General features: G+C 70.9%; 22 protein-coding genes. 9 read left to right on the top strand and 13 right to left on the bottom strand.

Features of this window, described 5'->3' with window-relative positions:
• Nucleotides 1-32: 32 nt before the first annotated feature.
• Both AB0B68_RS07740 and AB0B68_RS07745 read right to left on the bottom strand, forming a co-directional pair.
• The gene (locus tag AB0B68_RS07740) at nt 33-1,373 is read right to left on the bottom strand and encodes a hypothetical protein (protein WP_357258409.1); all 1,341 of its coding nucleotides are present in this window, start codon (nt 1,371-1,373) and stop codon (nt 33-35) included.
• A 5-nt stretch (nt 1,374-1,378) separates the two neighbouring features.
• Nucleotides 1,379-1,855 carry a hypothetical protein gene (locus AB0B68_RS07745; protein ID WP_357258412.1) on the bottom strand — a complete coding sequence of 159 codons (477 nt, stop codon included), beginning with the start codon at nt 1,853-1,855 and terminating at the stop codon, nt 1,379-1,381.
• Between the two features lie 103 nt (nt 1,856-1,958).
• Between AB0B68_RS07745 and AB0B68_RS07750 the strand changes: the two genes are divergently transcribed.
• Together AB0B68_RS07750 and AB0B68_RS07755 are read left to right on the top strand one after the other, a co-directional pair.
• A complete protein-coding gene (locus AB0B68_RS07750; protein ID WP_357258415.1) occupies nt 1,959-2,825 on the top strand; it encodes a copper resistance protein CopC in 867 nt (288 codons plus the stop codon).
• A 319-nt stretch (nt 2,826-3,144) separates the two neighbouring features.
• Nucleotides 3,145-5,550 carry a ricin-type beta-trefoil lectin domain protein gene (locus tag AB0B68_RS07755; protein WP_357200131.1) on the top strand — a complete coding sequence of 802 codons (2,406 nt, stop codon included), beginning with the start codon at nt 3,145-3,147 and terminating at the stop codon, nt 5,548-5,550.
• 74 nt (nt 5,551-5,624) lie between these two features.
• On the opposite strand, the gene AB0B68_RS07760 is transcribed toward AB0B68_RS07755, so the two are convergent.
• Together AB0B68_RS07760 and AB0B68_RS07765 are read right to left on the bottom strand one after the other, a co-directional pair.
• Nucleotides 5,625-6,599 carry a hypothetical protein gene (locus tag AB0B68_RS07760; RefSeq protein ID WP_357258635.1) on the bottom strand — a complete coding sequence of 325 codons (975 nt, stop codon included), beginning with the start codon at nt 6,597-6,599 and terminating at the stop codon, nt 5,625-5,627.
• 161 nt (nt 6,600-6,760) lie between these two features.
• A complete protein-coding gene (locus AB0B68_RS07765; protein WP_088989254.1) occupies nt 6,761-7,147 on the bottom strand; it encodes a DUF2267 domain-containing protein in 387 nt (128 codons plus the stop codon).
• 181 nt (nt 7,148-7,328) lie between these two features.
• Here AB0B68_RS07765 and AB0B68_RS07770 point away from each other — a divergent pair, with 181 nt between their 5' ends.
• The 3 genes from AB0B68_RS07770 (at nt 7,329) to AB0B68_RS07780 (ending at nt 8,902) form a co-directional block, all read left to right on the top strand.
• The gene (locus tag AB0B68_RS07770; protein ID WP_357196243.1) at nt 7,329-7,661 is read left to right on the top strand and encodes a nuclear transport factor 2 family protein; all 333 of its coding nucleotides are present in this window, start codon (nt 7,329-7,331) and stop codon (nt 7,659-7,661) included.
• A gap of 338 nt (nt 7,662-7,999) precedes the next feature.
• Nucleotides 8,000-8,419 carry an ATP-binding protein gene (locus tag AB0B68_RS07775; RefSeq protein WP_357196245.1) on the top strand — a complete coding sequence of 140 codons (420 nt, stop codon included), beginning with the start codon at nt 8,000-8,002 and terminating at the stop codon, nt 8,417-8,419.
• Between the two features lie 105 nt (nt 8,420-8,524).
• Entirely contained in the window at nt 8,525-8,902 is a 378-nt protein-coding gene (locus AB0B68_RS07780) for a nuclear transport factor 2 family protein (protein WP_357196248.1), read from the top strand.
• Between the two features lie 15 nt (nt 8,903-8,917).
• On the opposite strand, the gene AB0B68_RS07785 is transcribed toward AB0B68_RS07780, so the two are convergent.
• Complete coding sequence (locus tag AB0B68_RS07785) at nt 8,918-9,388, bottom strand: molybdenum cofactor biosysynthesis protein (protein WP_357258418.1); 471 nt, start codon at nt 9,386-9,388, stop codon at nt 8,918-8,920.
• Between the two features lie 101 nt (nt 9,389-9,489).
• On the opposite strand from AB0B68_RS07785, the gene trpB reads away from it, so the two are divergent.
• The 3 genes from trpB to AB0B68_RS07800 are packed head-to-tail and all read left to right on the top strand — an operon-like array spanning nt 9,490 to nt 12,178.
• Nucleotides 9,490-10,671: a tryptophan synthase subunit beta gene (gene trpB / locus AB0B68_RS07790; RefSeq protein ID WP_357196251.1), complete on the top strand. Its 1,182-nt coding sequence runs from the start codon at nt 9,490-9,492 to the stop codon at nt 10,669-10,671.
• Nucleotides 10,668-11,390, top strand: a complete 723-nt coding sequence (trpA, locus tag AB0B68_RS07795; protein WP_357196254.1) for a tryptophan synthase subunit alpha — start codon at nt 10,668-10,670, stop codon at nt 11,388-11,390. The genes trpB and trpA overlap by 4 nt, the downstream gene beginning before the upstream one ends.
• Before the next feature lie 56 nt (nt 11,391-11,446).
• Complete coding sequence (locus tag AB0B68_RS07800) at nt 11,447-12,178, top strand: GntR family transcriptional regulator (RefSeq protein ID WP_357258422.1); 732 nt, start codon at nt 11,447-11,449, stop codon at nt 12,176-12,178.
• A gap of 99 nt (nt 12,179-12,277) precedes the next feature.
• Here AB0B68_RS07800 and AB0B68_RS07805 read toward each other — a convergent pair whose 3' ends face one another.
• Both AB0B68_RS07805 and AB0B68_RS07810 read right to left on the bottom strand, forming a co-directional pair.
• On the bottom strand, nt 12,278-14,380 hold the full coding sequence (locus AB0B68_RS07805) for a PQQ-dependent sugar dehydrogenase (RefSeq protein ID WP_357258426.1): 2,103 nt from the start codon (nt 14,378-14,380) through the stop codon (nt 12,278-12,280).
• 37 nt (nt 14,381-14,417) lie between these two features.
• Complete coding sequence (locus tag AB0B68_RS07810; RefSeq protein WP_357196263.1) at nt 14,418-15,365, bottom strand: LamG-like jellyroll fold domain-containing protein; 948 nt, start codon at nt 15,363-15,365, stop codon at nt 14,418-14,420.
• Between the two features lie 109 nt (nt 15,366-15,474).
• On the opposite strand from AB0B68_RS07810, the gene AB0B68_RS07815 reads away from it, so the two are divergent.
• A complete protein-coding gene (locus AB0B68_RS07815; RefSeq protein WP_357258428.1) occupies nt 15,475-16,533 on the top strand; it encodes a LacI family DNA-binding transcriptional regulator in 1,059 nt (352 codons plus the stop codon).
• Between the two features lie 15 nt (nt 16,534-16,548).
• On the opposite strand, the gene urtE is transcribed toward AB0B68_RS07815, so the two are convergent.
• From urtE to AB0B68_RS07845, 6 genes are all read right to left on the bottom strand, one after another.
• Complete coding sequence (urtE, locus tag AB0B68_RS07820) at nt 16,549-17,241, bottom strand: urea ABC transporter ATP-binding subunit UrtE (protein ID WP_355006688.1); 693 nt, start codon at nt 17,239-17,241, stop codon at nt 16,549-16,551.
• Nucleotides 17,241-18,074 carry an urea ABC transporter ATP-binding protein UrtD gene (gene urtD / locus AB0B68_RS07825; protein ID WP_357196270.1) on the bottom strand — a complete coding sequence of 278 codons (834 nt, stop codon included), beginning with the start codon at nt 18,072-18,074 and terminating at the stop codon, nt 17,241-17,243. The genes urtE and urtD overlap by 1 nt, the downstream gene beginning before the upstream one ends.
• Complete coding sequence (gene urtC, locus AB0B68_RS07830; protein ID WP_357196273.1) at nt 18,071-19,258, bottom strand: urea ABC transporter permease subunit UrtC; 1,188 nt, start codon at nt 19,256-19,258, stop codon at nt 18,071-18,073. The genes urtD and urtC overlap by 4 nt, the downstream gene beginning before the upstream one ends.
• Nucleotides 19,255-20,142, bottom strand: coding sequence for an urea ABC transporter permease subunit UrtB (gene urtB / locus AB0B68_RS07835; RefSeq protein WP_357196276.1), 888 nt, complete (start codon nt 20,140-20,142; stop codon nt 19,255-19,257). The genes urtC and urtB overlap by 4 nt, the downstream gene beginning before the upstream one ends.
• A gap of 75 nt (nt 20,143-20,217) precedes the next feature.
• On the bottom strand, nt 20,218-21,462 hold the full coding sequence (gene urtA, locus AB0B68_RS07840; protein WP_355006684.1) for an urea ABC transporter substrate-binding protein: 1,245 nt from the start codon (nt 21,460-21,462) through the stop codon (nt 20,218-20,220).
• A 421-nt stretch (nt 21,463-21,883) separates the two neighbouring features.
• Nucleotides 21,884-22,966 carry a substrate-binding domain-containing protein gene (locus tag AB0B68_RS07845; RefSeq protein ID WP_357258431.1) on the bottom strand — a complete coding sequence of 361 codons (1,083 nt, stop codon included), beginning with the start codon at nt 22,964-22,966 and terminating at the stop codon, nt 21,884-21,886.
• Nucleotide 22,967 lies beyond the last annotated feature (1 nt).

Raw genomic sequence — 22,967 nt, forward strand, 5'->3', positions numbered from 1 at the left:
CATGATGGCGCACGGGTCGGAGCCGGGCGGGATCACCCCGCGTAGAGCAGCAGCAGACCGGCGACGGTGTAGGCGACCATCAGTGCCAGCAGGGGTAGTTGGCCGGCCACCGCCCGGGCCCGGGGGAACAGGTACAGCGCGCGGTCGTGGGCGAGCAGCGTGCCGAGCAGGTGCCCGAGGATGATGACGGTGATCTGGACGCTCGCCACCCCGGAGGGCGTGATCAGCGCGGTCCGCGGCTCCCAGCCGGCGGTGCCGAGCCAGTTGGCGCCGGTGCCCAGGGGGTCGGAGAGCAAGGCGGCGGTGCGCTGGCCCTCCAGGATCAGCAGCGAGTAGTAGTGCGCCACCACGTACCCCACGGCGATCGGAACGATGGAGTGGGCGATCTCGCCCGGCACCTGACGGGCGTCGGTCGCTTCGGCGCGACCGATCCGCGCCGCAGCGCCGGTCGCGGCGAGGTACGCCGCCGCGACGGCGGCGATGACGAGGCTCAGACCGGCGCTGCCGGTGACCGCCGGGTGCAGGCCGTTCTCCTGGCTGAAGCGCAACCAGCCCGGCGCGTTGGAGAGGCTGTCGTACATGGTCGAGCCGAGCAGCACGATCACCACGGCGACCAGCCCGGGGCGGGGTCGCAGGCCGGCGATCCCGTCGAGCGGGTTACGCCAGACCAGCACGCCGTCGGCGGCCCGGCCGAGCGGGGCGAGGCGACCGATCAGGGTGCTGTACGCCTCGAACGGGTCGGCGTGGTCGAACCAGCCGGCGCCGAACAGCACGGCACCGGCCAGCAGGACCACCGCGTACCCGGTCAGCCAGGCGGTGATGACCGGCAGGGTGGCCCGGTCGGGGGCGACCAGTTCCAGCCAGACGAACCCGAACAGGGTGGCGGCTGCCGGCCACCAACCGACGCTGTCGGGCAGCTCACGGAACCCACGGTTGGGGTCGCGCCGCGCCGCCAGCGCCACGAGCAGGTGCACGGTGCGCAGCGGGTTGACCGCCCGCCAGATCGGGCCGAGCAGCAGCGACAGCGGGGCCAGCCCGACCCAGAGCAGCACGTAGAGCGCGCCGGCGGTCGGGTTGTCAGCGGTGTCGGGCCCGCCCAGCAGACCGAGGCAGAACCAGGCGGCGGCGAGCAGGCCGAGCCCGCGCAGCGCCCACCGGAACCAGGGCGCGTCGACGAGTCGGGCGAGCCGGTGCGGCACCGGGCGACCGCCGGTGGCGTCCCGGTCGAGCCGGGGTTCGCGCCAGAGCAGGCCCAGCGCCACGAACGTGACGACGAGGGTCAGCGCGGCGGCGACGACGAGCTGCGGCAGGGTGATCGGTAGGTCCTGACGGCCACCGACCCCGTGTGCCAGCAGCGTGGGAGCGGCCGTCATGTCGTTCAGCGGACGACGAGCTGGAAGAGCACCAGCTCGGACTCGTGCGTCTCCACCTCGAACAGTCCGGTCTTGTCGGCGCGGAACTCCACCGAGCCGGGCGTGCCGGCCGGCAGCCGGGCGCCCAGGTCGTAGCCGTGCACGTGCAGCTCGTCGGCCACGTCGGAGGTGACGGTGATCCGGACCGACTGCCCCTTACTGACGGTGACCCGTCCGGTCGGCGGGTCGACCCGCTTCTTCGCGATCGTGACGGTGATCTGTTGGTCCACAGCGGCGGTGCTGGCGGAGGCGCTGGGCGTGCTGGCCGCCGTCGGGGTCGGCCCGGTGGAGGTGACGCTCGACGGGGCCACGGACGTGGGAGTCGGCGAGGGGGCGGCCACGGAGGGGTCGTCGTCCTGCCCGCAACCGGCGAGGAGCAGGGCGCCGAGGGTGGCGGCGGCGAGGGCGGCGGCGGTCCGGGCAGCGGGGGTACGGACGAACACGGGCGGACTCCGAACGACGCGAGGGGGACGGGTGTCGGGTTGATCGTCGGGGAGGAGAACTCTACGTCTTGTTCGGTGCCGGGGAAATGACCATGATGAACGAATGCGATCGAAGCTGGTCACTGTGCGTAAGGCCCTCAGCCGTGTCGTGGCGGCGCTGGCGGCGACCCTGGTGGTGTCGCTGCTGCTGCCGGTCGCCCCGGCGTCCGCGCACGGTCAGCTGGCGACCTCCACGCCTCTGAAGGGCACCGTCGTCCGCGAGCCGCTGCCCCAGTTGGCGTTCTACTTCACCGAGAAGCCGGCGTCCAACGCGCACTTCACGATCAGCGGCCCGGACGGGTCGCGAGTGGACAACGGGTGGTCCTACGGTGAGCCGAAGCGACTGGACAAGCCGGTGACCGAGTACTTCATGGTCAATGGCGTGTTCGAGCCACGGCTCTACCACACCGGCTTCCCGGCCATGGTCACCGTCGCGCACTGGCCGGCGAAGGGCCGCTACACCGCGAGCTACCTCTCGGTCGCCTCGGACGGTGAGGCGGTGCGGGGCGAGGTGACCTTCGACTACCAGGGCCCGGGCACTGCGGCCCCGGCCGGCTGGTCGGCGCCCACGGCGGGGCCGGATCCGGCGCTGCTCGCCCAGGCCGAGGGCGAGGGCGCGGCCACCTCGGGGGGCACCGGCAGCCCGGTCGCTCCTACCGGCGCTGCGACGGGCGACCCGGTCGGTGCCGCGAAGGAGCAGGGGGACGGCGGGTTCCCGGCCTGGTTGGTCCCGGCCCTGATCGTCGTGGTGGTCTCCGCGATCGTGCTGGTGGCGGCCCGCCGTCGACCCGCCACGCCGGGAGCCACCACACGAAGCGGCCGGCCGGCCGCCTCGGCAGGCAAGGGCGGCACCCCGGGCCGCAAGGCCGCCACCCCGGCCCGCAAGCCCGGCGAACGATCCGGCGGCCCGGCCCGGCGCGGACGGCGGTAGGCCAGCGGCCCGGTCCGGCACGTGGCAGTGGGCGTCAGGGCCCGTCGGACGGCACCGTTGACTGCCCAGCGGCAGGCCGATCGGCCAGACATTCTTCGCGTAACATGGCGAACTTTCGCATGGACATCGGTAACTTTTGATGCATCGGAGCGAAGCCATGGACAGTTCAATCGAAACGCCTTAATGTTCCGAGCCATCCACCCGGTGTTTCCGCAACGTCACTCGTCGGCGTCGAGAACGTTACGGAGCCGGGCCGACGGTCATCCTCACCACTGATCCACGCCGGCCGTCGGACACTCCACTGCCTCCTGGAGGAACGATGGGCACACGCCTGCTACGCCGACTCCACCATCCCGTCCTGGGTGCGCTGGCACTCGTCCTCGCCGCCGGTCTCTGGGCCGCCCCCGCCAACGCCGCCCCCGCACAGGAACCGGGCGTCACGCTGCGCGTCTTCGACGTGCAGGTGCCACTGTCCGAGTTGTGCACCCTCAAGCCCGCCCAGACCCCGAACGTGGACAAGCTGATGTCCACCATCAACTGGACCTCGGCGGCCGACTTCGGCTTCGAGGACAACTTCGTCTCGCAGGTGCTCGGCAACATCACCACCACCCAGGCCGGCAGCTACACCTTCCGGCTCAGCAGCGACGACGGCTCCAAGCTGTCGATCGACAACGCCGTAGTGATCAACCACGACGGCCTGCACGGCGCGACCCCGCCCAAGGAGGGCACCGTCACCCTCACCGCCGGCCTGCACGCTCTGCGGATCGACCACTTCGAGCGTGGCGGCGGGCAGCAGATCACCCTGGAGTGGAAGACGCCCGGTTCGTCGACCTTCGTGGTCGTACCGAACTCGGCGCTGAGCACCGACGCAGGCGTGGTCCGGGTGACCGCACCCGGACGCAAGGAGTGCGAGGGCGTCTCCGACACCCCCGGTGACGGCCTGCCGCTGACCGGCGTGCACCCCGGCTACACCCTGACCAACCTGCGGCCCAGCGGCTTCCAGCCGAAGGTCACCGGCATGGACTGGCTGGCCGACGGCCGACTGGTCATCAGCACCTGGGGCGGCAGCGACCAGTCCGGCACCTCCCAGGACGGCGAGGTCTGGATCCTCGGCAACACCGGCGGATCGACGAGCCCGGGCAACGTGACCACCAAGAAGATCGCCGGCGGCCTCAAGGAACCGATGGGGCTCAAGGTCGTCGACGGGGTGGTCTACGTGACCGAGAAACAGCGGTTGACCCGGCTGGTGAACACCGGCGGTGACGAGGCGGCCGAGCGCCTGGAGACCGTCGCCACCTGGCCGTACGGCGGCAATTTCCACGAGTTCGCGTTCGGCCTGCTCTACCAGGACGGGTTCTTCTATCTGAACCTGTCGGTGTCGATCAACTCCGGCGGTGCCACCACCAACCCGCAACCCGCCACCAACCGCGGCACCACCCTCAAGGTCAACAAGGACACCGGCGCGGTCAGCTACGTCGCCGGCGGTCTGCGTACGCCACACGGGATCGGCTGGGGCCCGGAGGGCGGCATCTTCGTCACCGACAACCAGGGTGGCTGGCTGCCCTCGTCGAAGCTGGTGCACATCAAGCAGGGCCGGTTCTTCAACCACTTCACGAACCCGGCGGGTCCGTTCGACACCGCACCGGTCACGCAGCCGGTGCTCTGGATGCCGCAGAACGAGATCGCCAACTCGCCCAGCACTCCGCTCTACCTGACCAGCGGTCGCTACGCCGGCCAGTTCGTCATCGGTGACGTCACCTACGGCGGCCTGCAACGGGCGAACGTGGAGAAGGTCAACGGCGAGTACCAGGGCGCGTTGTTCCGGCTCACCCAGGGCCTGGAGGCGGGCGTCTCCGAGGTCAACGTCGGCCCGGACGGCGCGATCTACGTCGGCGGGCTCGGCGCGGGCGGCAACTGGGGCCAGACCGGCAAACTCTCGTACGGCCTGCAGAAGCTCACCCCGAACACCGCCACCACGTTCGAGATGCTCGCGATGCGCGCCACCACGACCGGCTTCGAGGTGGAGTACACCGAGCCGGTGTCGACGGCGACCGCCGCCGAGCTGGCCGCGCGCTACAAGCTCAAGCAGTGGCGGTACGTGGCGACGTCGAGCTACGGCGGTCCGAAGATCGACGAGGAGACCCTGACCGTCACCTCGGCCACCCTCTCGGCGGACGGCAAGAAGGTCAGTCTCACGGTGCCCGGTCGCAAGGCCGGCCGGGTGGTGCACCTGCGCTCCCCGCGCCCGTTCACCTCGACCAGCGGTCAGTCACTGTGGAGCACCGAGGCGTGGTACACGCTCAACTCCATCCCGGGCAGTCCCCCGCCGCCGACCGGCGGCACCATCACCGGCGTCGGCGGCAAGTGCCTGGACGTCGACAACGCGGGCACCGCCGACGGTACGAAGATCCAGCTCTGGACCTGCAACGGCACCACAGCGCAGTCGTGGACGAAGGTCGGCGACACGTACCGGGTGCTGGGCAAGTGCCTGGACGTGGACAACGGCGGCACCGCCAACGGCACGAAGGTTCAGCTCTGGACCTGCAACGGCACCGCCGCGCAGGTCTGGCAGCCACAGGCCGACGGGTCGATCCGCAACCCGCAGTCGGGCAAGGTCCTGGAGGCCGCAGGCGGCAGCAGCGCCGACCGCACCCAGATCCAGCTCGGCACGTACGCGGGCGGCGCACACCAGAAGTGGGTGGTCAGTAGCGGGGTAACCGGCTGACCTCGGACGGAGGGGCGCGGTCTGGCCGGCGGGTCAGGCCGCGCCCCGCCCGTCCACGGCGCGAAGATCTCCGCTCAGCGGAAGAGCACCGGCCGGTTCCCCCGGGCGCCGACGAGGTGGCCCCTGATGTTGATGTCCTCGACCGAGTCGGTCTCCCACACGCCCCGGGTGGTCAGGTCCGTCATCAACCCGTTGCGCCAGAGGAACGGGTGCCACGCAGCGGTGGTGGTGCTCTGGCCCACCACCTCACTCCGGTCGTTGATCGCGGTGGCGCGGCTCCAGTCGCCACCGAGCGTGCCGAGGTCGGTCAGTGTCCCGTTCTGCCAGCGGAACGCCCGGCCGTTCGCCGCGCCCACCACCTGGCCCCGGTTGTTGACCCCGAGGGCCTCGCTGCCGATCTGCGTGAACACCCCGTCGCGCAGCCGGCCACCCACGCAGGTGCACGGGTAGTCCTGCGGCGGCACGTTGAACCCGCCCACCACGTCGCCCGCGTTGTTGAAGTCGGCGGTGAACTCGTAGAAGTACTCCCGACCCAGGTCGGTGAAGACCCCGTCGCGCCACAGGAAGCGGTGCGGCATGTCTCCGGCCGGTTCGCTGGTGCCGAGCACCTGCCGCCGGTCGTTGACGCCGATTGCCACACTGTTCTCCCCGCCCAGGGTGCCCAGGTCGTGGAGCTGACCGTCGCGCCAGAGCACAGCGCGGGTCAGGTAGTCCGAGCCGAACGAGGTGATCGCCACGTCACCGAACTCGTTGACGTCCACGGCGCTGGAATCCGTTTCACCCGGTAGCACGCCCAGGTCGGTGATGACACCGTGGCGCCACAGCACGGCGTGCCGGGCGCCGCTGGCGACCGTGCTCCAGCCGACGATGTCGCCGCGATCGTTCATCGCCGTCGCAGCGCCGTCGCCCCCGCTCAGGGTGCCGAGGTCGACGACCCGATAGCTGTGCGGGGGTGACGGCGCTGCGACGGCGGGAGCGGGAGCGGGAGCGAGGGTGATCATCGCGACGGCGGTCGTCGCTGCGGTCAGCAGGGGACGCGGGGACACCATGGACGCCAAGGGGGACGCTCCTCGGATCGGAGCGGCGACGACCCGGCGGACGGGCGCGGGGCAACCGCCACTGCGCGTTCGATCGGTAACGCACAGTAGATCCGGTGTCGTGGCGGCACGCCAGGGACCGAACGGTCACCGACGCATGAGGTGCGCGTCGGTCAGGGGCCGTGCGGCAGCGGCTGCGCCAGTGCCCGCAGGTCCGCCGGGAGTTGGGCCAGGGCGTCCTCGAACTCCCGGTGCCCGACCACCCGGTGCATCGTCTGGAGCACCGCCCGGGTGCCCCGCTCGGCGGCCGGACGGTCGATCCCGGCGCGGTCGGCGACCCGGCTCAGGAACTCGTCGTAGCCGAACGTTTCCGGCGGCTCGGCGGCCTTGACCAGCAGTGGGCTCAGCTCATCGGCCAGGTGGGGGGCCAACGCGCCCGCCTCCCCGCCGCTGAGCCGCTCGGTGAGGGTCCGCAGGACCGCCTCGGTGAGCGGGCGTGCCTGCTCCGGCGGGAGACCCGCCCGTGCCGCAACCTTGTCGACGAACGCCAGCTCGGCCATGCCCCCGCCCTTCGCTCTCGGAAACGCGTGGCTACCCGGGCCCACCGGCAGCAAACCCGGCAGCCACAGCGGGGATGGTTCTGCTGGTTGCTCCGCGCGGTGCCGTCGGCTTCTCGTACGGTGAGGTCGGACCGGGAACCCGACGGCTGCCCGACGGCGGCCCGTGCCGCAGGAGGAGCAGATGGCCCTCGACCTGCCCGACGTGATCGACCGGTACTTCCGGGCCGTCAACGACCGGGATCTGGACGCCTTCGTCGCCTGCTTCGCGGACACCGCGAGCGTCGCCGACGAAGACCGCCTGTACGACGGACGGGCCTCGATCCGCGCCTGGCGGCAGAAGACGATGGACGCCTACGCGTACACCGCGGAGCCGGTCCGGGTCACGTCGCAGGCGGGCGACTCGTACCTGGCTGTCACCCGGGTGTCCGGTGACTTCCCCGGAAGCCCGATCGAGCTGCGGTACCGGTTCACGCTGCGCGACGGGCTGATCGGCGCCCTGGACATCCGTCCCTGACGGCGAGGGGGCCCACTGACACGAGAGGAATGCGGTGCCGCGAGTCTGGCTCATCACCGGCTGTTCGGCGCGATGGCGGGAGTTGAGCGAATCGATAGCCTTCGACGCGGCACCCTGACCCGACTGCCCTACCGGACCAGCGAGGCCGGTCAGGCCGGCCCGTAGGTGATCAACCGCCGAACGGACGAGACAGTCAAGAGGGCGGTGGGTGACATGATGTGGCGGCAACAGCTACGAGAAGGGTTCCGCTGCCCGATGGCGCACTTTGCGGCTCGCACGCCCACGACACCCGCGCTTAACGCGGTGCCGCTGGTCGGGCAGCCGCATCGGGCGGGCTGATGCCGGGCGAGCGACCGGAGACCGTGGCCGAGCAGAATGTCCCCACCCACGCCGCAGACACCATGGCGTATCAGGTCGCGACGGACATTCGGGCGCTGCGCGCATTCGTCAGCGCCGGTGCGCTGGCCCGTGGCCTGTCGGACGAGGGGGCGGAGCTGTTGACGCTGGCCGTCAGTGAGTTGGCCACCAACACGTTGCAGCACACCACCGGCGGTGGCTGGGTGCGACTCTGGGCCGAGCCGGGTCAGCTGATCTGCGACGTCGTCGACCACGGGCCGACGCGGGCGTTCGGCCGAAGCATGCCGGCCACCGACTCGGTACGGGGTCGCGGGCTGGCGATCGTGGAGCAGATCTGTGACGAGGTCGCCGTGCTCACCAGTCCCGGGGAGACCGTCGTACGGATTCGCCTGAGTCTGTGAACCTCGGCGGCGATCCCCACCCGCCCACGCCAGGTTGACTGCCACAATGCGGACAGCTCGGGCCGACGGTGGCACCGGGTCGGACCCGAACGGGAGGACGCCCCGATGCCGGACAGCGCACGCGAGGCCGAGCTGCTCGACGCCGAGCGCACCCTGCAGGCCGCCCAACGGGCCGGTGACGTCGCCGCCCTCGATCAGCTGCTGGTCGACCAGCTGATCGCCATCGGCCCGGACGGGCGTACCCACAGCAAGCAGGATGACCTGGCCGCTCACCGGGACCGACGCTCGGTCGTCGAGGAGTTGGTGGAGGAGGAGCTGGACCTGCTCGTGGTCGGAGCGACGGGGGTGACGTTCTTCCTGGGCCGCGTGTCCGGCGTCCTCGAGGGAACGCCGTTCGCCGCGCGGCTGCGCTACACCCGGACGTGGGTCCACGACGACCCGCACGGCTGGCGGGTCCTGGCCGCACACATCAGCCCGGTCTGACTCAGGCTGGCGTCCTCAGTTCACTGTGGCGTCGATCGCGCCGAGGCGCAGGGTGCCGTCGTTGAGGGGCGTGCAGCGGATGCCGCCGGTGGTGCGCAGCGCTTTCCACGCCCCCGGTCCGACAGTGACGTCCATCCAGACACACGGTCGGGCCGCCCGGTTGACCCGCAGGCTGACCGGGCCGTCGCCGGAATCCAGCACCAGCACTCTGCCGATCAGCTCGTCCACGGCGATCCCGGTGGTGAGGATGTTTCGCCGCACCTCGGTCAGGCCGATGCCGACCGGCAGCGACTCGCGGGCGATGACAGTGACGCTCGCGTCGCGGTGTGCCTGCTGACCGAAGTACCTGTCGCCGACGATGCCGAGGCCGGCCCGGATCCGGACGGCGTCGACCAGCTCGCCGGGTGGGGCCGGGGCCGGGCCGTCGGCGGGCCGGCCCAGGAAGCGGTGCACGGGCGAGGCCAGCAACTCGACGATCTCCGGCATGGCAGGAATTCTACGAACCGGACAGGGCCGCCGGGGCAGGTCGACGGATGCGCGGTGCCGCCTCTCTTGCCAGGCGACCTCCGCTGTTCTATAACTGTTGCATGAGTTCTATAACAGTACGACCGGCGGGCGTTCCGGGGCGATACGGGAGCTACGGCGGGCGGTACGTGCCGGAGTCTCTGATCCCCGCCTGCGAAGCGGTCGCCGAGGCCTTCTCGCAGGCGTGGGCAGACCCCGGGTTCCGCGGCAGTCTCGCCGCGCTGCTGTCGGCCCACGTGGGACGGCCGACACCGCTGACGCCGGCCGTGCGACTGTCGACCGAACTCGGCGTGACGGTGCTGCTCAAGCGGGAGGATCTGACGCACACCGGATCACACAAGATCAACAATGTGCTCGGGCAGGCGTTGCTGGCCCGACGCATGGGGCGCACGCGTCTGATTGCCGAGACCGGGGCGGGCATGCACGGCGTCGCGACGGCGACGGCCGGCGCCCTGCTGGGCTTACCGGTGAAGGTGTTCATGGGCGAACGCGACGTGGAACGCCAGGCGCACAACGTCTTCCGTATGCGGCTGCTGGGTGCCGAGGTCGTTCCGGTGACCACCGGCAGTCGGACGCTGAAGGACGCCACCAGCGAGGCCATGCGCCACTGGGTGACAGACGTCGACGAGGCGTACTACTGCGTGGGCTCGGTCATCGGTCCGCACCCCTATCCGATGATGGTCCGCGAGTTCCAGCGCGTCATCGGTGACGAGGCCCGGCGGCAGTGCGCGGCCGAGCTGCCCGCTGCCACCCCCGACTACGTGGTCGCCTGCGTCGGCGGGGGCAGCAACGCGGCGGGCACGTTCGCCGGGTTCGTCGAGACCCCGGCGAAGCTCGTCGGGGTGGAAGCCGAGGGCGGCTCCGGCGCGACGAACGGGGAGATCGGCGTCCTGCACGGCTTCCAGTCGCTGTTCCTCCAGGACGAACACGGGCAGATCAAGGAGGCGCACTCGATCGCCGCCGGGCTGGACTACCCGGGCGTCGGCCCCGAGCACGCGTACCTGCGCGATCTGGGGCGCGCCCGGTATGTCACCGCCTCCGACGGGGAGGCGATCGCGGCCGCGGTCCGGCTCGCGCGGTCGGAGGGCGTGCTGCCCGCCATCGAGTCGGCCCACGCGCTCGCCTGGGTCGTCCGCGCCGCCGGCACGCCGGAGCTGCCCAGAGGATCGACGGTGCTCGTCACCCTCTCGGGGCGCGGCGACAAGGACATCACCACCCTGATCGCGGAAGCGGAGCTCGCATGAAGCTACTGATGCCCTACATCACGGGCGGGATCGTGCCCGGCTGGACGGCGTACCTGAACGCCTTCGAGGACGCCGGAGCCGACATGGTCGAGGTCGGGCTCCCGTTCTCCGACCCGACGGTGGACGGCCGCACCATTCAGGAGGCCTCGGACGCGGCGCTCGCCCGAGGCGCGACGCCCGCCTCGGTCCTGGGAGACCTCGCCACGGCGCGGACAGGCATCCCCCTCGTGGCCAGCACGTACGCCAACATCGCGCTACGACCCGGGTTCGGCGACGCGCTGACGGCGGCCGGGGTGACCGGGCTGATCGTGCCCGACCTGCCCCTCGACGAGCTGGCCGGGCTGGACGTGCCGGGCGTCCAGGTGAGCCTGCTCGCCTCCCCCGCCACGCCCGACGACCGGCTCGCCGAGATCGGCCGACGCAGTCAAGGTTTCGTGTACGCCATCTCGATCATGGGCACGACCGGCGAACGCGACCGGCTCGCACCGTCGGCCGTCACTCTGGCCGCCCGACTCAAGCAGGTCACTGATCTACCCGTGCTGCTGGGTTTTGGCATCTCCACCCCGGAACACGCGGGCGAGGCGGCGGCGGTCGCCGACGGAGTCATCGTCGGCGCGGCCGTCATGCGGCGCATCCTCGACGGGGCGGGTCCCACCGAGGTCGGCGCCTTCGTGGCGTCGCTGCGGGCCGCGTTGTCTCAGGTGGCTACCGTGCGATGATCGGCGGTGGCCGTCGATGACGGGAGCGGACAGTCGACGCATCGGGAGACAGAACAGTGGCACGCTACCGGGCCATCGCCGCCGACCTCGCCGCCAAGATCCGCGACGGTCGCTACGTGCCGGGTGAGGCGTTGCCCGCGCAGCGCGAACTGAGCACGGCGTACGGCGTCACTCTGATGACGCTGCGGCAGGCCCTACGCGAACTGAGCGCCGAGGGCCTGATCGTCCAGCGACCCGGCAAGGGCACCTATGTCGCACCTGCTCATGCCGCGTACCAGCTCGGATCGTTGCGGAGCTTCGGCGACGACCTGCGCGAGCAGGGCCACGAGGTCCACACGACGGTGATCTCCCGCGCGCAGCGCCGCGTGCCCTCGCGCGTCGCGGCCCAGCTGCGGGTCCGCGAGGCCGAGACGGGCCTGCGCCTGGAGCGGGTCCGCGCGTTCGCCGGCCGCCGCGCCATCCATCAGATTTCCTGGGTACGCGAGCCGCACGCGAACCGGTTGCACGACGTGGACTTCACCGGCACCTCGTTGTACGCGGCCCTGGCCGACCTCGGGGTGGTGGTGGCCCGGGCGGCGGAGACGATTCGACCGGAGGTGCTGAACGCGGACGTGGCCCGGCACCTGGACGAGGCCGAGGGGGCGCCGGTGCTGGTCAGTGACCGGATCACGTACGCGCCCGACGGGACGGCCCTGGTGACCGACCGGGCCACGATGCTGGGCAGCATGATGCAGATCACCGCCGACCGGGCCGCCACCGGGTTGTCCCTCCACTACGGAGCGGTCTAGCCGGCCCGGCGTGCTCCTCGCCATTGATCTCGCACGGTCGCGACGGTTGCCCGGTGGGGACGGCGGCGTGAGCCGTCGCCGTCCCCACCGTGACCCGGTTCAGGCCGGCGCGCCGGTGACGGTCAGGTTGCGCAGTCGGCCCACGTTGTCGAACGAGCCGAAGCCGACCCGCCCCGAGCCGAACGTGGTGTCCTTCGCGGTCAGCAGCGGGTCCCGGTGCCCGTCGACGTAGACGGCGATCTCGCCGGTGGCCGGCAGGTGCACCACCCGCACCTGGTGCCACCTGGCGTCGGTGATCGCCGGGTTGGCGCCCCGCGAGCGGCCGTTCCACTGGTGGTCGATGCGCTCCCGGTCGGCGTTGTCCACCTTGAAGATGCCGTTGTGCGGATAGATCGTGTTGTCGGTGGAGAGGTGGGCGTAGTAGAACTCGGTGTCCGAGCGCCAGCCGAAGACGATGATCACGTCCCGGTTGGTGACCTCCACCGGGGTGTCGAGTCGTACCTGGGCGTCGACCCGCACCGACGACCACGCCGGTCCGTTGGTCAGCACTGCGTACTCGAAGGGCCGGCGCGGGCCCGGCCGGCTCTCCCCGGCCTCGGCCAGGACGACCTGGTCGTGTGTGAACTGCCACTTCGCCGGCGTCACCGGTGCCCAGTTGGTGGCTCCGGTGGTACGGCGGACTGTGACGTCCCCGACGTCACCGCTGGCGAACTCTCGGGTGCCGGTCACCTTCCAGACCTTTCCGTTGGCCTTCGCGACGACGTAGAGCTCACCGGCGGCGTCGGTGCCGAAGCGCAGGTCCACCCGGTTGGGGTCACCGGGCGCGCCCGGTGCGGACAGGTCGCGCATCCGGACCGGGGTGCCCGCCTCGTCGAAGAGCGCGAGCTGGTGGATAGTGGCCAGCTCCCGGCCCCGGCGCATCTCGTTGGCCTCGGTGTAGAGCACCCGACCGTCGACCAGGTCGCCGAAGACGTACTTGCCGCGCAGCGCGGGCAGCGCCCGCCCCCGGTAGACGAAGCCGCCGGCCACCGCGACACCGACGTCGTCGGTGCAGTTCCAACCGGCTGCGGGGTCGTGGTCGTACGCGGCGACCGGGTAGGTGTAGCCGTAGCTGTCGTCGTCGGCGGGCAGCGGGAGCAGCCGGTCGCAGGGGTTCGTGGCCGCCTTGTCGAAGACGAAGGAGCCTTCGCGCTCGCTCCAGCCGAAGTTGTCCCCGGCACGGACTTCGTAGATCGCCTCGACTGCGTGTTCGCCGATGTGCCCGAGGTACATCCGGCCGGTCGCCCGGTCCCAGCTGAACCGGTGCGGGTCCCGGAAACCCACCGCGTAGAGCTCGCCGAGCGCGCCGGCCCGGCCGACGAACGGGTTCCCGGCCGGGATGCCGTAGCGCCCGTTCGCGGAGTTGGTGCCCCGCGGGTCGATCCGGAGCAGCTTGCCGTGCGGCAGGGCCAGGTTCTGCGGATCGGTGTTGCGAGCACCCTGGCCACCGTCGCCGACGGCCAGGTACAGCAACCCGTAGTCGCGGTCGTGGCGCTTGGCAGTGGGGTTGAAGTTGATCTCCTGGATGCCGTGGACCTGGCCGCCGAAACCGATGCGCAGCACCTCCCGGTGCGTACCGGCGAAGGTGGCGGCGGCGGGATCCGTCGCCGTCCACTCGGTGATGACGCCGTGGAAGAGCGTGTTGGGCTGGGCGTAGTCCGCAACGGCGGTCGTCGTCGACGCCAACTCGGTGTGGATGGTGTAGAACCGGCCGTTCACCCCGAACTCCGGGTGGAACGCGACGTACCCGAAGCCCTGGCCGAGCCCACGACCGGAGAAGAACCGCGGCGCGAACGTCGCGGCCACGTCCAGGTAGACGTGCGGCACGCCGCCCTCGACCAGGTAGAGGCTGCCGTTGAGGTCGGGCACCGCCCGCCGGCCGGAGCCGTCGGGCACCTCCATGATGGTGTTGATCCGCGCGGTACGCATGAGCCGCGCGTCGGTCGGCGCCGGTGTCGGGTACGACTGCGGGAAGCTGGCGTACTCGTTGAGGACCAGCCCGAGTCGGGACTGGACCGGCATGTCGGGGATCGGGTCGTCGACCGCGTCCGCGGCTCGCGCGGGTGTGGCGACCAGTGTGGACAGGATCAGCACGAGGGCGGTGAGGCCGGCCCTCACTGTGGGCCGGCGGACGGCGCCGGCGCGGCGGTGCAGGGTGCGCACGCGTGTCTCCTTCTCGGTGGGACGGTGCCGAGGGTGGTCAGCGGGCAAGGTGGCGGTACTGCCTCCGCACGTCGTTCGCGGAGACCACACTGTCGAGGAACATCAGGCCGTCCATCCGGCAGTCGCACGGGTTGCGTTCCAGGTTGTCCTGGGGGAAGCTGCCGCCGATCTTGATGCCCCGGGGGTCGGACGCCGTGGTCACGTGCGGGCCCGGCCCGGAGACCAGCCACGGGTCGTCGGCGCGGGTGTAGAAGCCGTCCACCGGTTCACCGTTGCGGTAAAGGGCGAGCGCGCCGGTGGCGAAGTCGAAGGTGGCGGCCAGGTGCACCCACTCCCCCATGGGCAGCAGCTCACGCCAGTCCCGGGTGGCGGCGAACGTCTGTGAGTTGCCGCCGTCGAGCCGCCGGCCGAGCGCGACGAGACGCAACTCCCCGTCGACGTCGATCAGCTCCAGCAGAGCGCGGACGCCGTGGCCGTCGGAGTCGCCGGTCAGCACTCCGGCCAGCCCGATCGCGTTGTACCTGTCGTTGGGATCGGCGGTGGTGGAGTTGGGTAGCGGGCGGTCCATGTTCAGCTTGAACCAGCCCATGACCGTGGTGCCGGCGGTGCCGCTGAAGGCACGTAGTGTCCGCACCCCGCTGGCCGACCAGGTGCCGGCCTTCCAGTCGTCGTCGCCGGCGACGGCGGGATCGATCTGCCGGGTCTGCACCGCGTTGCGGCTGCCCCGGTAGGCGCCCTCCGGCACCCGCATGGCGGCACCGCCGTTGATCAGCTCGATCTCGGTGCCGGAACGCCCCTGGTCGCGCTCCAGTGCGGGGTCGCCAGGCACCGGGTGGTCGAAGTCGTACGCGGCGACCAGGTGCGCGCGCAGCGCCGGGTGGACGGCGGACGGGATGCTGCGATCCGCCTGCGCCGGTGGCGCACTGGCGCCGGTCAGTGCGCCGATCGCCAGGAGGGAGACGGCCGCTCGTCGGGCCCTGGACATGGCTGTCACCTCGTTTCGCGGCATCACGGATGCCGGTCACGTAAGCGCTTACGAAAGCGCTTACGTACCCTAGGCTTCGATCGGTGCCGATCGCAACAGATCGGATGACATGGATGTCTTCGGAGGGTTGTCGATGCCCAGGGCCAGCCAACGGCCGCGCCTCGTGGACGTCGCCGAACACGCTGCCGTCTCGCTGGCGACGGCCTCCCGAGCGCTCGCCGGCCGCGAGGGGGTCAGCGCCGAGGTCGCCGACCGGATCCGGCAGATCGCCGGTGAGCTGGGCTATGTCGCCAACCCGTACGCCCGCACCCTGGCCAGCGGGGCCACCTCCACGGTTGGGTTGATCGTCCATCAGATCGATGACCCGTACTTCTCCGAGATCGCCGCCGGGGTCATCCAACTCGCCGCCGAGCAGGGGCTGCTGGTGCAGATCTGCCAGTCCGGCCGCGACCCCGGCTACGAGCTGCAACAGCTGCGCCACCTGATCGCCCAGCGGGTCGGCATCGTCCTGATCAGTGGTTCCGGCTACGACGACCCCCGGATGGAAAGTGCGGCCCGCGCCGAGTTGGCCGCGTTCCAGGACCACGGCGGACGGGCCGCTGCCATCGGACGGCACACGCTCGGCGTCGACGCCGTCCTACCGGACAACGAGGCCGGCGGTCACGCCCTCGCCCAGCACCTGATGGACCTCGGTCACCGGCGGATCGCTGTCGCCGCGGGCAGCGCCGGCCTCACGACGGTCGCCGACCGGCTGGTCGGTGTGTCGTCGGCCCTGCGGCAGCGCGGGCGCTCCCCCGCCGACCTCGCCGTCGTGCACAGCGACTTCACCCGCGGCGGGGGGCGCGCCGCCGCCGAGCAGATCCTCAACGAGCATCCCGAAACCACGGCGATCATCGCGCTCAACGACGCGATGGCCATGGGTGTGCTGTCGACGCTGCGGTCCCGCCGCGTGCCGGTGCCCGCGCGGATGTCCGTGGTCGGCTTCGACGACGTCTCCGTGGCGGCCGACCTGGCACCCAGCCTGACCACCATCCGCCTGCCGATGACCGAGATGGGTCGCACGGCACTCACCCTCGCGCTCAAGCCGCGCACGACACGCCCGCGCCGCCGCCCCACCGGGCACCTGCTGGTCGTCCGCGACTCGACCGGGCCCGCGCCGGGAAGCTGACCGACGCCACCCCGATCAGACGGCCAGGGCCGCCCGGACGTCCCGCTCGGCCGTGACACCCCCGTCGCCGGACGAGGTGACCCGACCGGACTCCAGCACGTGGTAGCGGTCCGCCACCCGCAGGGCGAAACCCAGGTGCTGCTCGACGAGCAGCACACTGAAGCCGGACTGCCGGGTCAACTCGACGATCCGCTCCTGGATCTCCGCGACCACCGACGGCTGGATGCCCTCGGTCGGCTCGTCGAGCATCAGCAGCCGCGGCCGGGTGATCAGGGCGCGGGCGATGGCCAACTGCTGGCGCTGACCGCCGGAGAGCAGCCCGGCCCGCCGCCGCAGCAGCGGGCGCAACGCCGGAAACAGATCCAGCACCTCCGCCGTCGCCACCGCGCCGTCGCGCCGGCCGTCGGCGACCAGCCGCAGGTTCTCCGCCGCGGTCAGGTGCGGAAAGCACTGCTGACCCTGCGGGACGTACGCCATCCCCCGCGCCACCCGCTCGTGCGGCCCGGCGCGGGTGACGTCCTCCCCGTCCAACTCCACGGTGCCGGCACTCGGGCGCAGCAGCCCCGCCGCGACCCGCAGCAGGGTGCTCTTGCCGGCACCGTTGTGCCCGAGCACGGAGGCGACCCCGTCGGGCGGGACCGCCAGGTCGACCCCGTGCAGCACCCGAGAACGCCCGTACCCGGCGTGCACCCCACGCAGCGTCAGCATCATGCCTCCCGGCCGGTGCGGGCCGACCCGGCGTCGACCGGGTGGCCAAGGTAGACCTCCTGCACGCGCGGGTCCGCCTGGACCTGCGCGACCGTACCCTCGCTGAGCACCCGGCCGGCGTGCAGCACTGTGACGCTGCGCGCGAACCGACGCAGGAAGTCCATGTCGTGCTCGATCACGACGACAGTGCGATCCCGGCTCACCCTCTCCAACAGGACGCCGGTGGCGTCGCGTTCCTCATGGCTCATCCCGGCGACCGGCTCGTCCAGCAGCAGCAGCCGCGCGTCCTGCACCAGCAGCATGCCGATCTCCAGCCACTGCTTCTGGCCGTGCGCGAGCGTCCCGGCGAGGTCCGCGGTCCGCTCGGCCAGACCGATCGTCTCCAGCGCGGCGGCGATCTCGTCCGGCACGCCCCGTCGGCGGCGGGCCAAGGTCGCCCAGCTGCGCCGCGCGCCCGCCGCGATGTCGAGGTTCTGCAACACCGATAGCTCCTCGAAGACCGTCGAGGTCTGGAAGGTCCGCCCGATGCCGAGCCGGCTGATCCGGTGCACCGGCCGGCCGAGCAGTTCCTGGTCACCGAACCGGACCGAGCCGCTGGCCCTGACCAGGCCGGTGATCGCGTCGACCAGTGTGGTCTTGCCGGCGCCGTTCGGCCCGATCAGGAACCGGATGTCGCCGGCGGGCACCTCCAGCGAGACGCCGTCCACGGCGGTGAAACCGTCGAAGCTGACCCGCACGTCACGGACGGACAATCCGTCCAACCGCTCGCCGCTCATGCTGTGCTGACTGGGCATGCGCTCACGGCCCTCGCTGCGCTCGGTGCGTTCGCTCATGCCGCCGGCACCTCCGTCCGCTCGGCGCGTCGTCGACCCGGCGACAGCCAGCCGCGCCGCTGCGGCCGCGCGGCGACGTCACGGCGGCGGGCCAACGCCCACAGCGACGCCAGGCCTCCGGGGAGGAACGCCACCACGACCACGAAGAGCAACCCCTGAAGGTACGTCCAGGTGCCCGGAAAACGCTCGGAGAGGGCGGTACGCGCCCAGGCCACCGCCACCGCGCCGAGCACCGGCCCGAGCACCGTCGCCCGGCCGCCCACCGCGACGCCGATGACGAACTCGATCGACGGGACGATGCCGATCAGCGCGGGCGAGATGATGCCCACCGCCGGCACGAAAAGCGCCCCGGCCAGCCCGGCCATGCCCGCCGCCACCACGTACGCCACAAGCTTGACCGACGCCGGGTCGTAGCCCAGGAAGCGGACCCGTTCCTCACCGTCGCGGACCGCCACCAGCAGTTCACCGTAACGGCTGTGGATGAGCTGACGGGTCAGCGCGAGCAACGCCAGCAGCGTGCCGGCGATGATGAAGTACACCATCCGCTGGTTGACCGGGTCGTCGAGGTCGTAGCCGAAGAAGCCCTTGATGTCGGTGAGCCCGTTGGTGCCACCCGTGGTGCCCTGTTGGCCGATCAGCAGGATCACCATCGCGGCGGCGAGCGCCTGGCTGAGGATGGCGAAGTACGCGCCGCGGACGCGGCGGCGAAAGACCAGCGAGCCGAGCCCGAAGGCGACAGCCATCGGCAGCAGCACCGTGGCGGGCAGCGCGAACCACGGGCTGGCGAACGGCCGCCACCACAGCGGCAGCTCGTCGAGTTGCCCGTACAACTGCATGAAGTCGGGCATCCCACCCGGGCCCGCGTCGGCGAGCTTGAGGTGCATGGCCATCGCGTAGCCGCCGAGGCCGAAGAAGACACCCTGGCCCAGGGTGAGCATCCCGCCCCGGCCCCAGGCGATCCCGATGCCGACCGCGACCATGGCGACGCAGAGGTACTTGGCGAGCAGGGCCAGCCGGAAGTCCGACAACACCAGCGGGGCGACCGCGAACAGCAGCGCCGCGCCGAAGGCGAAGCCGGCCAGGGTCCGTAGCCGCGAGCGGCCGGCGGGGCGGCCCGGTGGTACGGCGCCGGCAGGCGCCGGGCGGACGGCGGTGCTGGGTGGCGCGGGGGTGACGGCGGTCATGCGAGGCTCCTGGTCCGCAGGGTGAACAGGCCCTGTGGCCGCCACTGGAGGAACGCGACGATCGCCACGAACACGATCACCTTGGCGACGCTGAGGGTGGTCAGGTACTCCCCGGTGGCCTGGAGCACGCCGAGGGCGAAGGCGACGATCACACTGCCCTTGAGCTGGCCGATCCCGCCGACCACGACGACCAGGAAGGCATCGATGATCAGGTTGGTGCCCATGGTCGGGCCGATCGGGCCGAGAAGGGTGAGGGCCACCCCGGCGAGCCCGGCCAGGCCGGAGCCGAGGAAGAAGGTCGTCCGGTCGACCCGGGAGGTCGCGACGCCGGAAACGGCGGCGAGGTCGCGGTTCTGCACCACCGCGCGGATACGACGTCCGAGCGGGGTGAGTCGCAGCGCCAGGGTGAGCGCCGCGACAGCGGCCAGCGCCAGGGCCAGGATGAACAGCCGGTTGTTGGCGATGGTCAGCCCGCCGGGCAGCGCCACGTTGCCGGTGAGCAGCTCGGGCGCGCGGGTCTGCACATTGGGGCTGCCGAAGATGTCCCGGGCCAGTTGTTGCAGGATCAGTGACACACCCCAGGTGACCAGCAGGGTGTCCAGGGGGCGGGCGTAGAGCCGGCGGATGAGCAGCACCTCCAGCAGGACACCCATGGTGCCGGCGACCACGAACGCCACCGGCAGCGCGACCGCCAGTGACAGGCCAGCGCCGGTGATGCTCTGTTGCAGAACGTAGGTGGTGTACGCGCCGGCCATGATGAACTCACCGTGCGCCATGTTGATCACGTTCATCTGGCCGAAGGTCAGCGCGAGGCCGAGCGCGATGAGCAGCAGCACCGCGCCGATGCTGATGCCGGTGAAAAGTTGACCGAAGAGGACTGTCACGGTGGGTACTCCGAACTGCTGGTCGGGTGGCCCGGGCGGAGCGCGCGGCAACGCGTTCCGCCCGGGCCGGCGTCGTCAGCTCAGGCCGCTCGCCCACGGGTAGGTCTTGAGGTACGGATCCGGTGCGACCGGCTTGCCGGAGTTCCACACCTCGGTGATCAGGCCGTCCGCGCCGATCTTGCCGATCCGGGCGGTCTTCGCGATGTGCTGGGTCTTGCCGTCGACGGTGACCAGGCCCTCCGGAGCGTCGAAGGTGATCCCGTCCGAGGCGGCGCGGACCTTCTCCACGTCGAAGGCGCCGGCCTTCTCGACCATCGCCTTCCACAGGTGCACGCCGACATAGGCGGCCTCCATCGGGTCGCTGGTCGGCTTGTCCGCGCCGTACTTCGCCTTGTACGCGGCCACGAACTTCGAGTTCGCCGCGCCCGGAGTGGTCTGGTAGTAGTTCCAGGCCGTCAGCTGGCCCTCCAGGTACTGGGTGCCGATGCCCTTGACCTCTTCCTCGGCGATCGACACCGACACCACAGGCATCGCGGCGGCGCTCAGACCCGCCGACTTGTACTCCTTGAAGAAGGCGACGTTGCTGTCACCGTTGAGCGTGTTGAACACCGCATCCGCGCCGGATGATTTGACCTTGTTCACGATGGTGCCGAACTCGGTGGAGCCCAGCGGCGCGTAATCCTCACCCAGCACGGTCATCCCGTTCGCGGCCGCGTACGCCTTGATGATTTTGTTTGCGGTCCGCGGAAACACGTAGTCGCTACCGACCAGATAGACCGACTTCGCGCCCTGCGACTTGAGGTAGTCCAGCCCGGGAACGATCTGCTGGTTGGTCGTCGCTCCGGTGTAGAAGATGTAGGGCGACTGCTCGAGTCCCTCGTACTGCACCGGGTAGAACAGCAACGCCTTGTTCTTCTCGAACACCGGCTTGACCGCCTTGCGGCTGGCCGACGTCCAACAGCCGAAGACAGCCGCCACCCGGTCCTCGGAGATGAGCTTCTCGGCCTTCTCCGCGAAGGTGGGCCAGTCCGAGGCGCCATCCTCACCGACCGGCTGGATCTTCTTGCCGAGGACGCCGCCGGCCGCGTTGATCTCGTCGACGGCGAGCATGATGGAGTCGCGGACGGTGACCTCGCTGATCGCCATGGTCCCGGAGAGCGAGTTGAGCAGGCCCACCTTGACGGTGTCGCCGGAGACGTCGGCGGTGACGCCGGTCGCGCCACCCTCGTCGGTGGTCTTGCTGCCGCACGCGGTCATCGCGGCCGCGGCGACCAGGGTCATGGCACCCGCCAGGATGCGGCGGCCCCGGAATAATGACATCTACTCTCCCTGCGGTGCAGTCATGTGGCGAAAGGACGGTCGGTGCGGTCCGATGGAGCTGACGTGGGCGGTGCCGAGATCGACGGGTGGACGCCGCGCAGGGCACCGGCTCGGATATGGGCAGGGAAAGCGTTGACCGGCATGATTGCGCGCGTGTTTCCCGGTCCTTAATTGACTGTTTCCGAGGGACCTTCGCGTCGCACACGAATAAGCGGCCGACACCGTTGGGGAGGAAACGGTGCCGGCCGTTCGGAAAGACGCAGGGATAAGTGCCACCACATTGGTCGACGGCGAATCCGCCAACGGTGGGCACACAATGGTGAGATCTGACTCCTCGGCCAGATACTTCACGCAGGAAGCATCTTAGGGCGGGATCGGGTGGCGCTGTCAAGAGTCGGGTGGGCCGACTGCCGTGCCCGGTTCAGAGCTGAGCGAGCACAGTGAAGTCGAGCCCGTCGGCCTCGGCCAGGTAGATGCGCTGCCGGACGTGCCGCTGACGCAGCCGTAACCGCCCACGCGGCCCGTGGTAGGCGACCGTGTCGGCGGCCGTCTCGATGGCCCGTACGTCGAGGGTGCGGGCCTGGCCGATCAGCGCGGCGAGCAGCATGACGCCCTCGTAGCAGGACTCCCCCAGACTGCCCAACGGTGGCGCCTCCACGCCGAAGCGCCGCGCGAACTCGCCGTGGAAGTCGAGGTTCTCCTGTGTGACAAGTCCGGCGAAGAAACCCGCGGTGCTGTAAAGCCTTCGAGTCGCGCCGGCACCACTGGCCAACAGCATGTTCTCGTCCATCAGGGTGCTCAGCCGCAGGCAGCGCTGATCCAGGCCGGATCGGGCGAACGCCCTGTTGAACCGCACCGCGTCGGCACCGACCAGCAGCATCAACACCGCGTCCGCGTCACTGTGCTCGATGCGGCGTAGCACCTCGGTGAAGTCGTGCGCGTCCAACGGCAGGAAGTGCCGGCCCACCAACTGCCCACCGCCGCGCAGCGCGTACCGCTGGGCGGCCCGCGCCGTACGGCGCGGCCACACGTAGTCGTTGCCCACCACGAACCAGCGGCGCACCCCCTGCTCCGCGGCGAGCATCCGCATCGCGGGCCACAACTGGGCATCGGGCGTCTCGCTGGTCAGGAAGACACCTTCGGTGCGTTCGCCGCCCTCGTAGAGTGCGGTGTAGACGTAGGGCACCCGGTGCGCGACGCGGGGTGCCAAGGCCTGGCGCACCGAGGAGATGTGCCACCCCGTCACCCCCTGCACGGCTCCCACCGACACCAACGCCTCGACCTCGGCGGCCACCTCGGCCGGCGGTGCGCCACCGTCGACAGGCACCAGGCGGACCTCCCGGCCCAGCACGCCACCGCACCTATTGATCTCCTCGACCGCGAGCTGCGCGCAGAGCTCACAGGTGGGGCCGAACATGCCGGCCGGCCCGCGCATCGGATAGACCAGCGCGATGCTGACCACGGCACGGTCGACGGTCAGCCACGGCGGTGCCGGCGCGGACATG

The organism is Micromonospora sp. NPDC049049, assembly GCF_040649115.1.
Lineage (GTDB): Bacteria > Actinomycetota > Actinomycetes > Mycobacteriales > Micromonosporaceae > Micromonospora.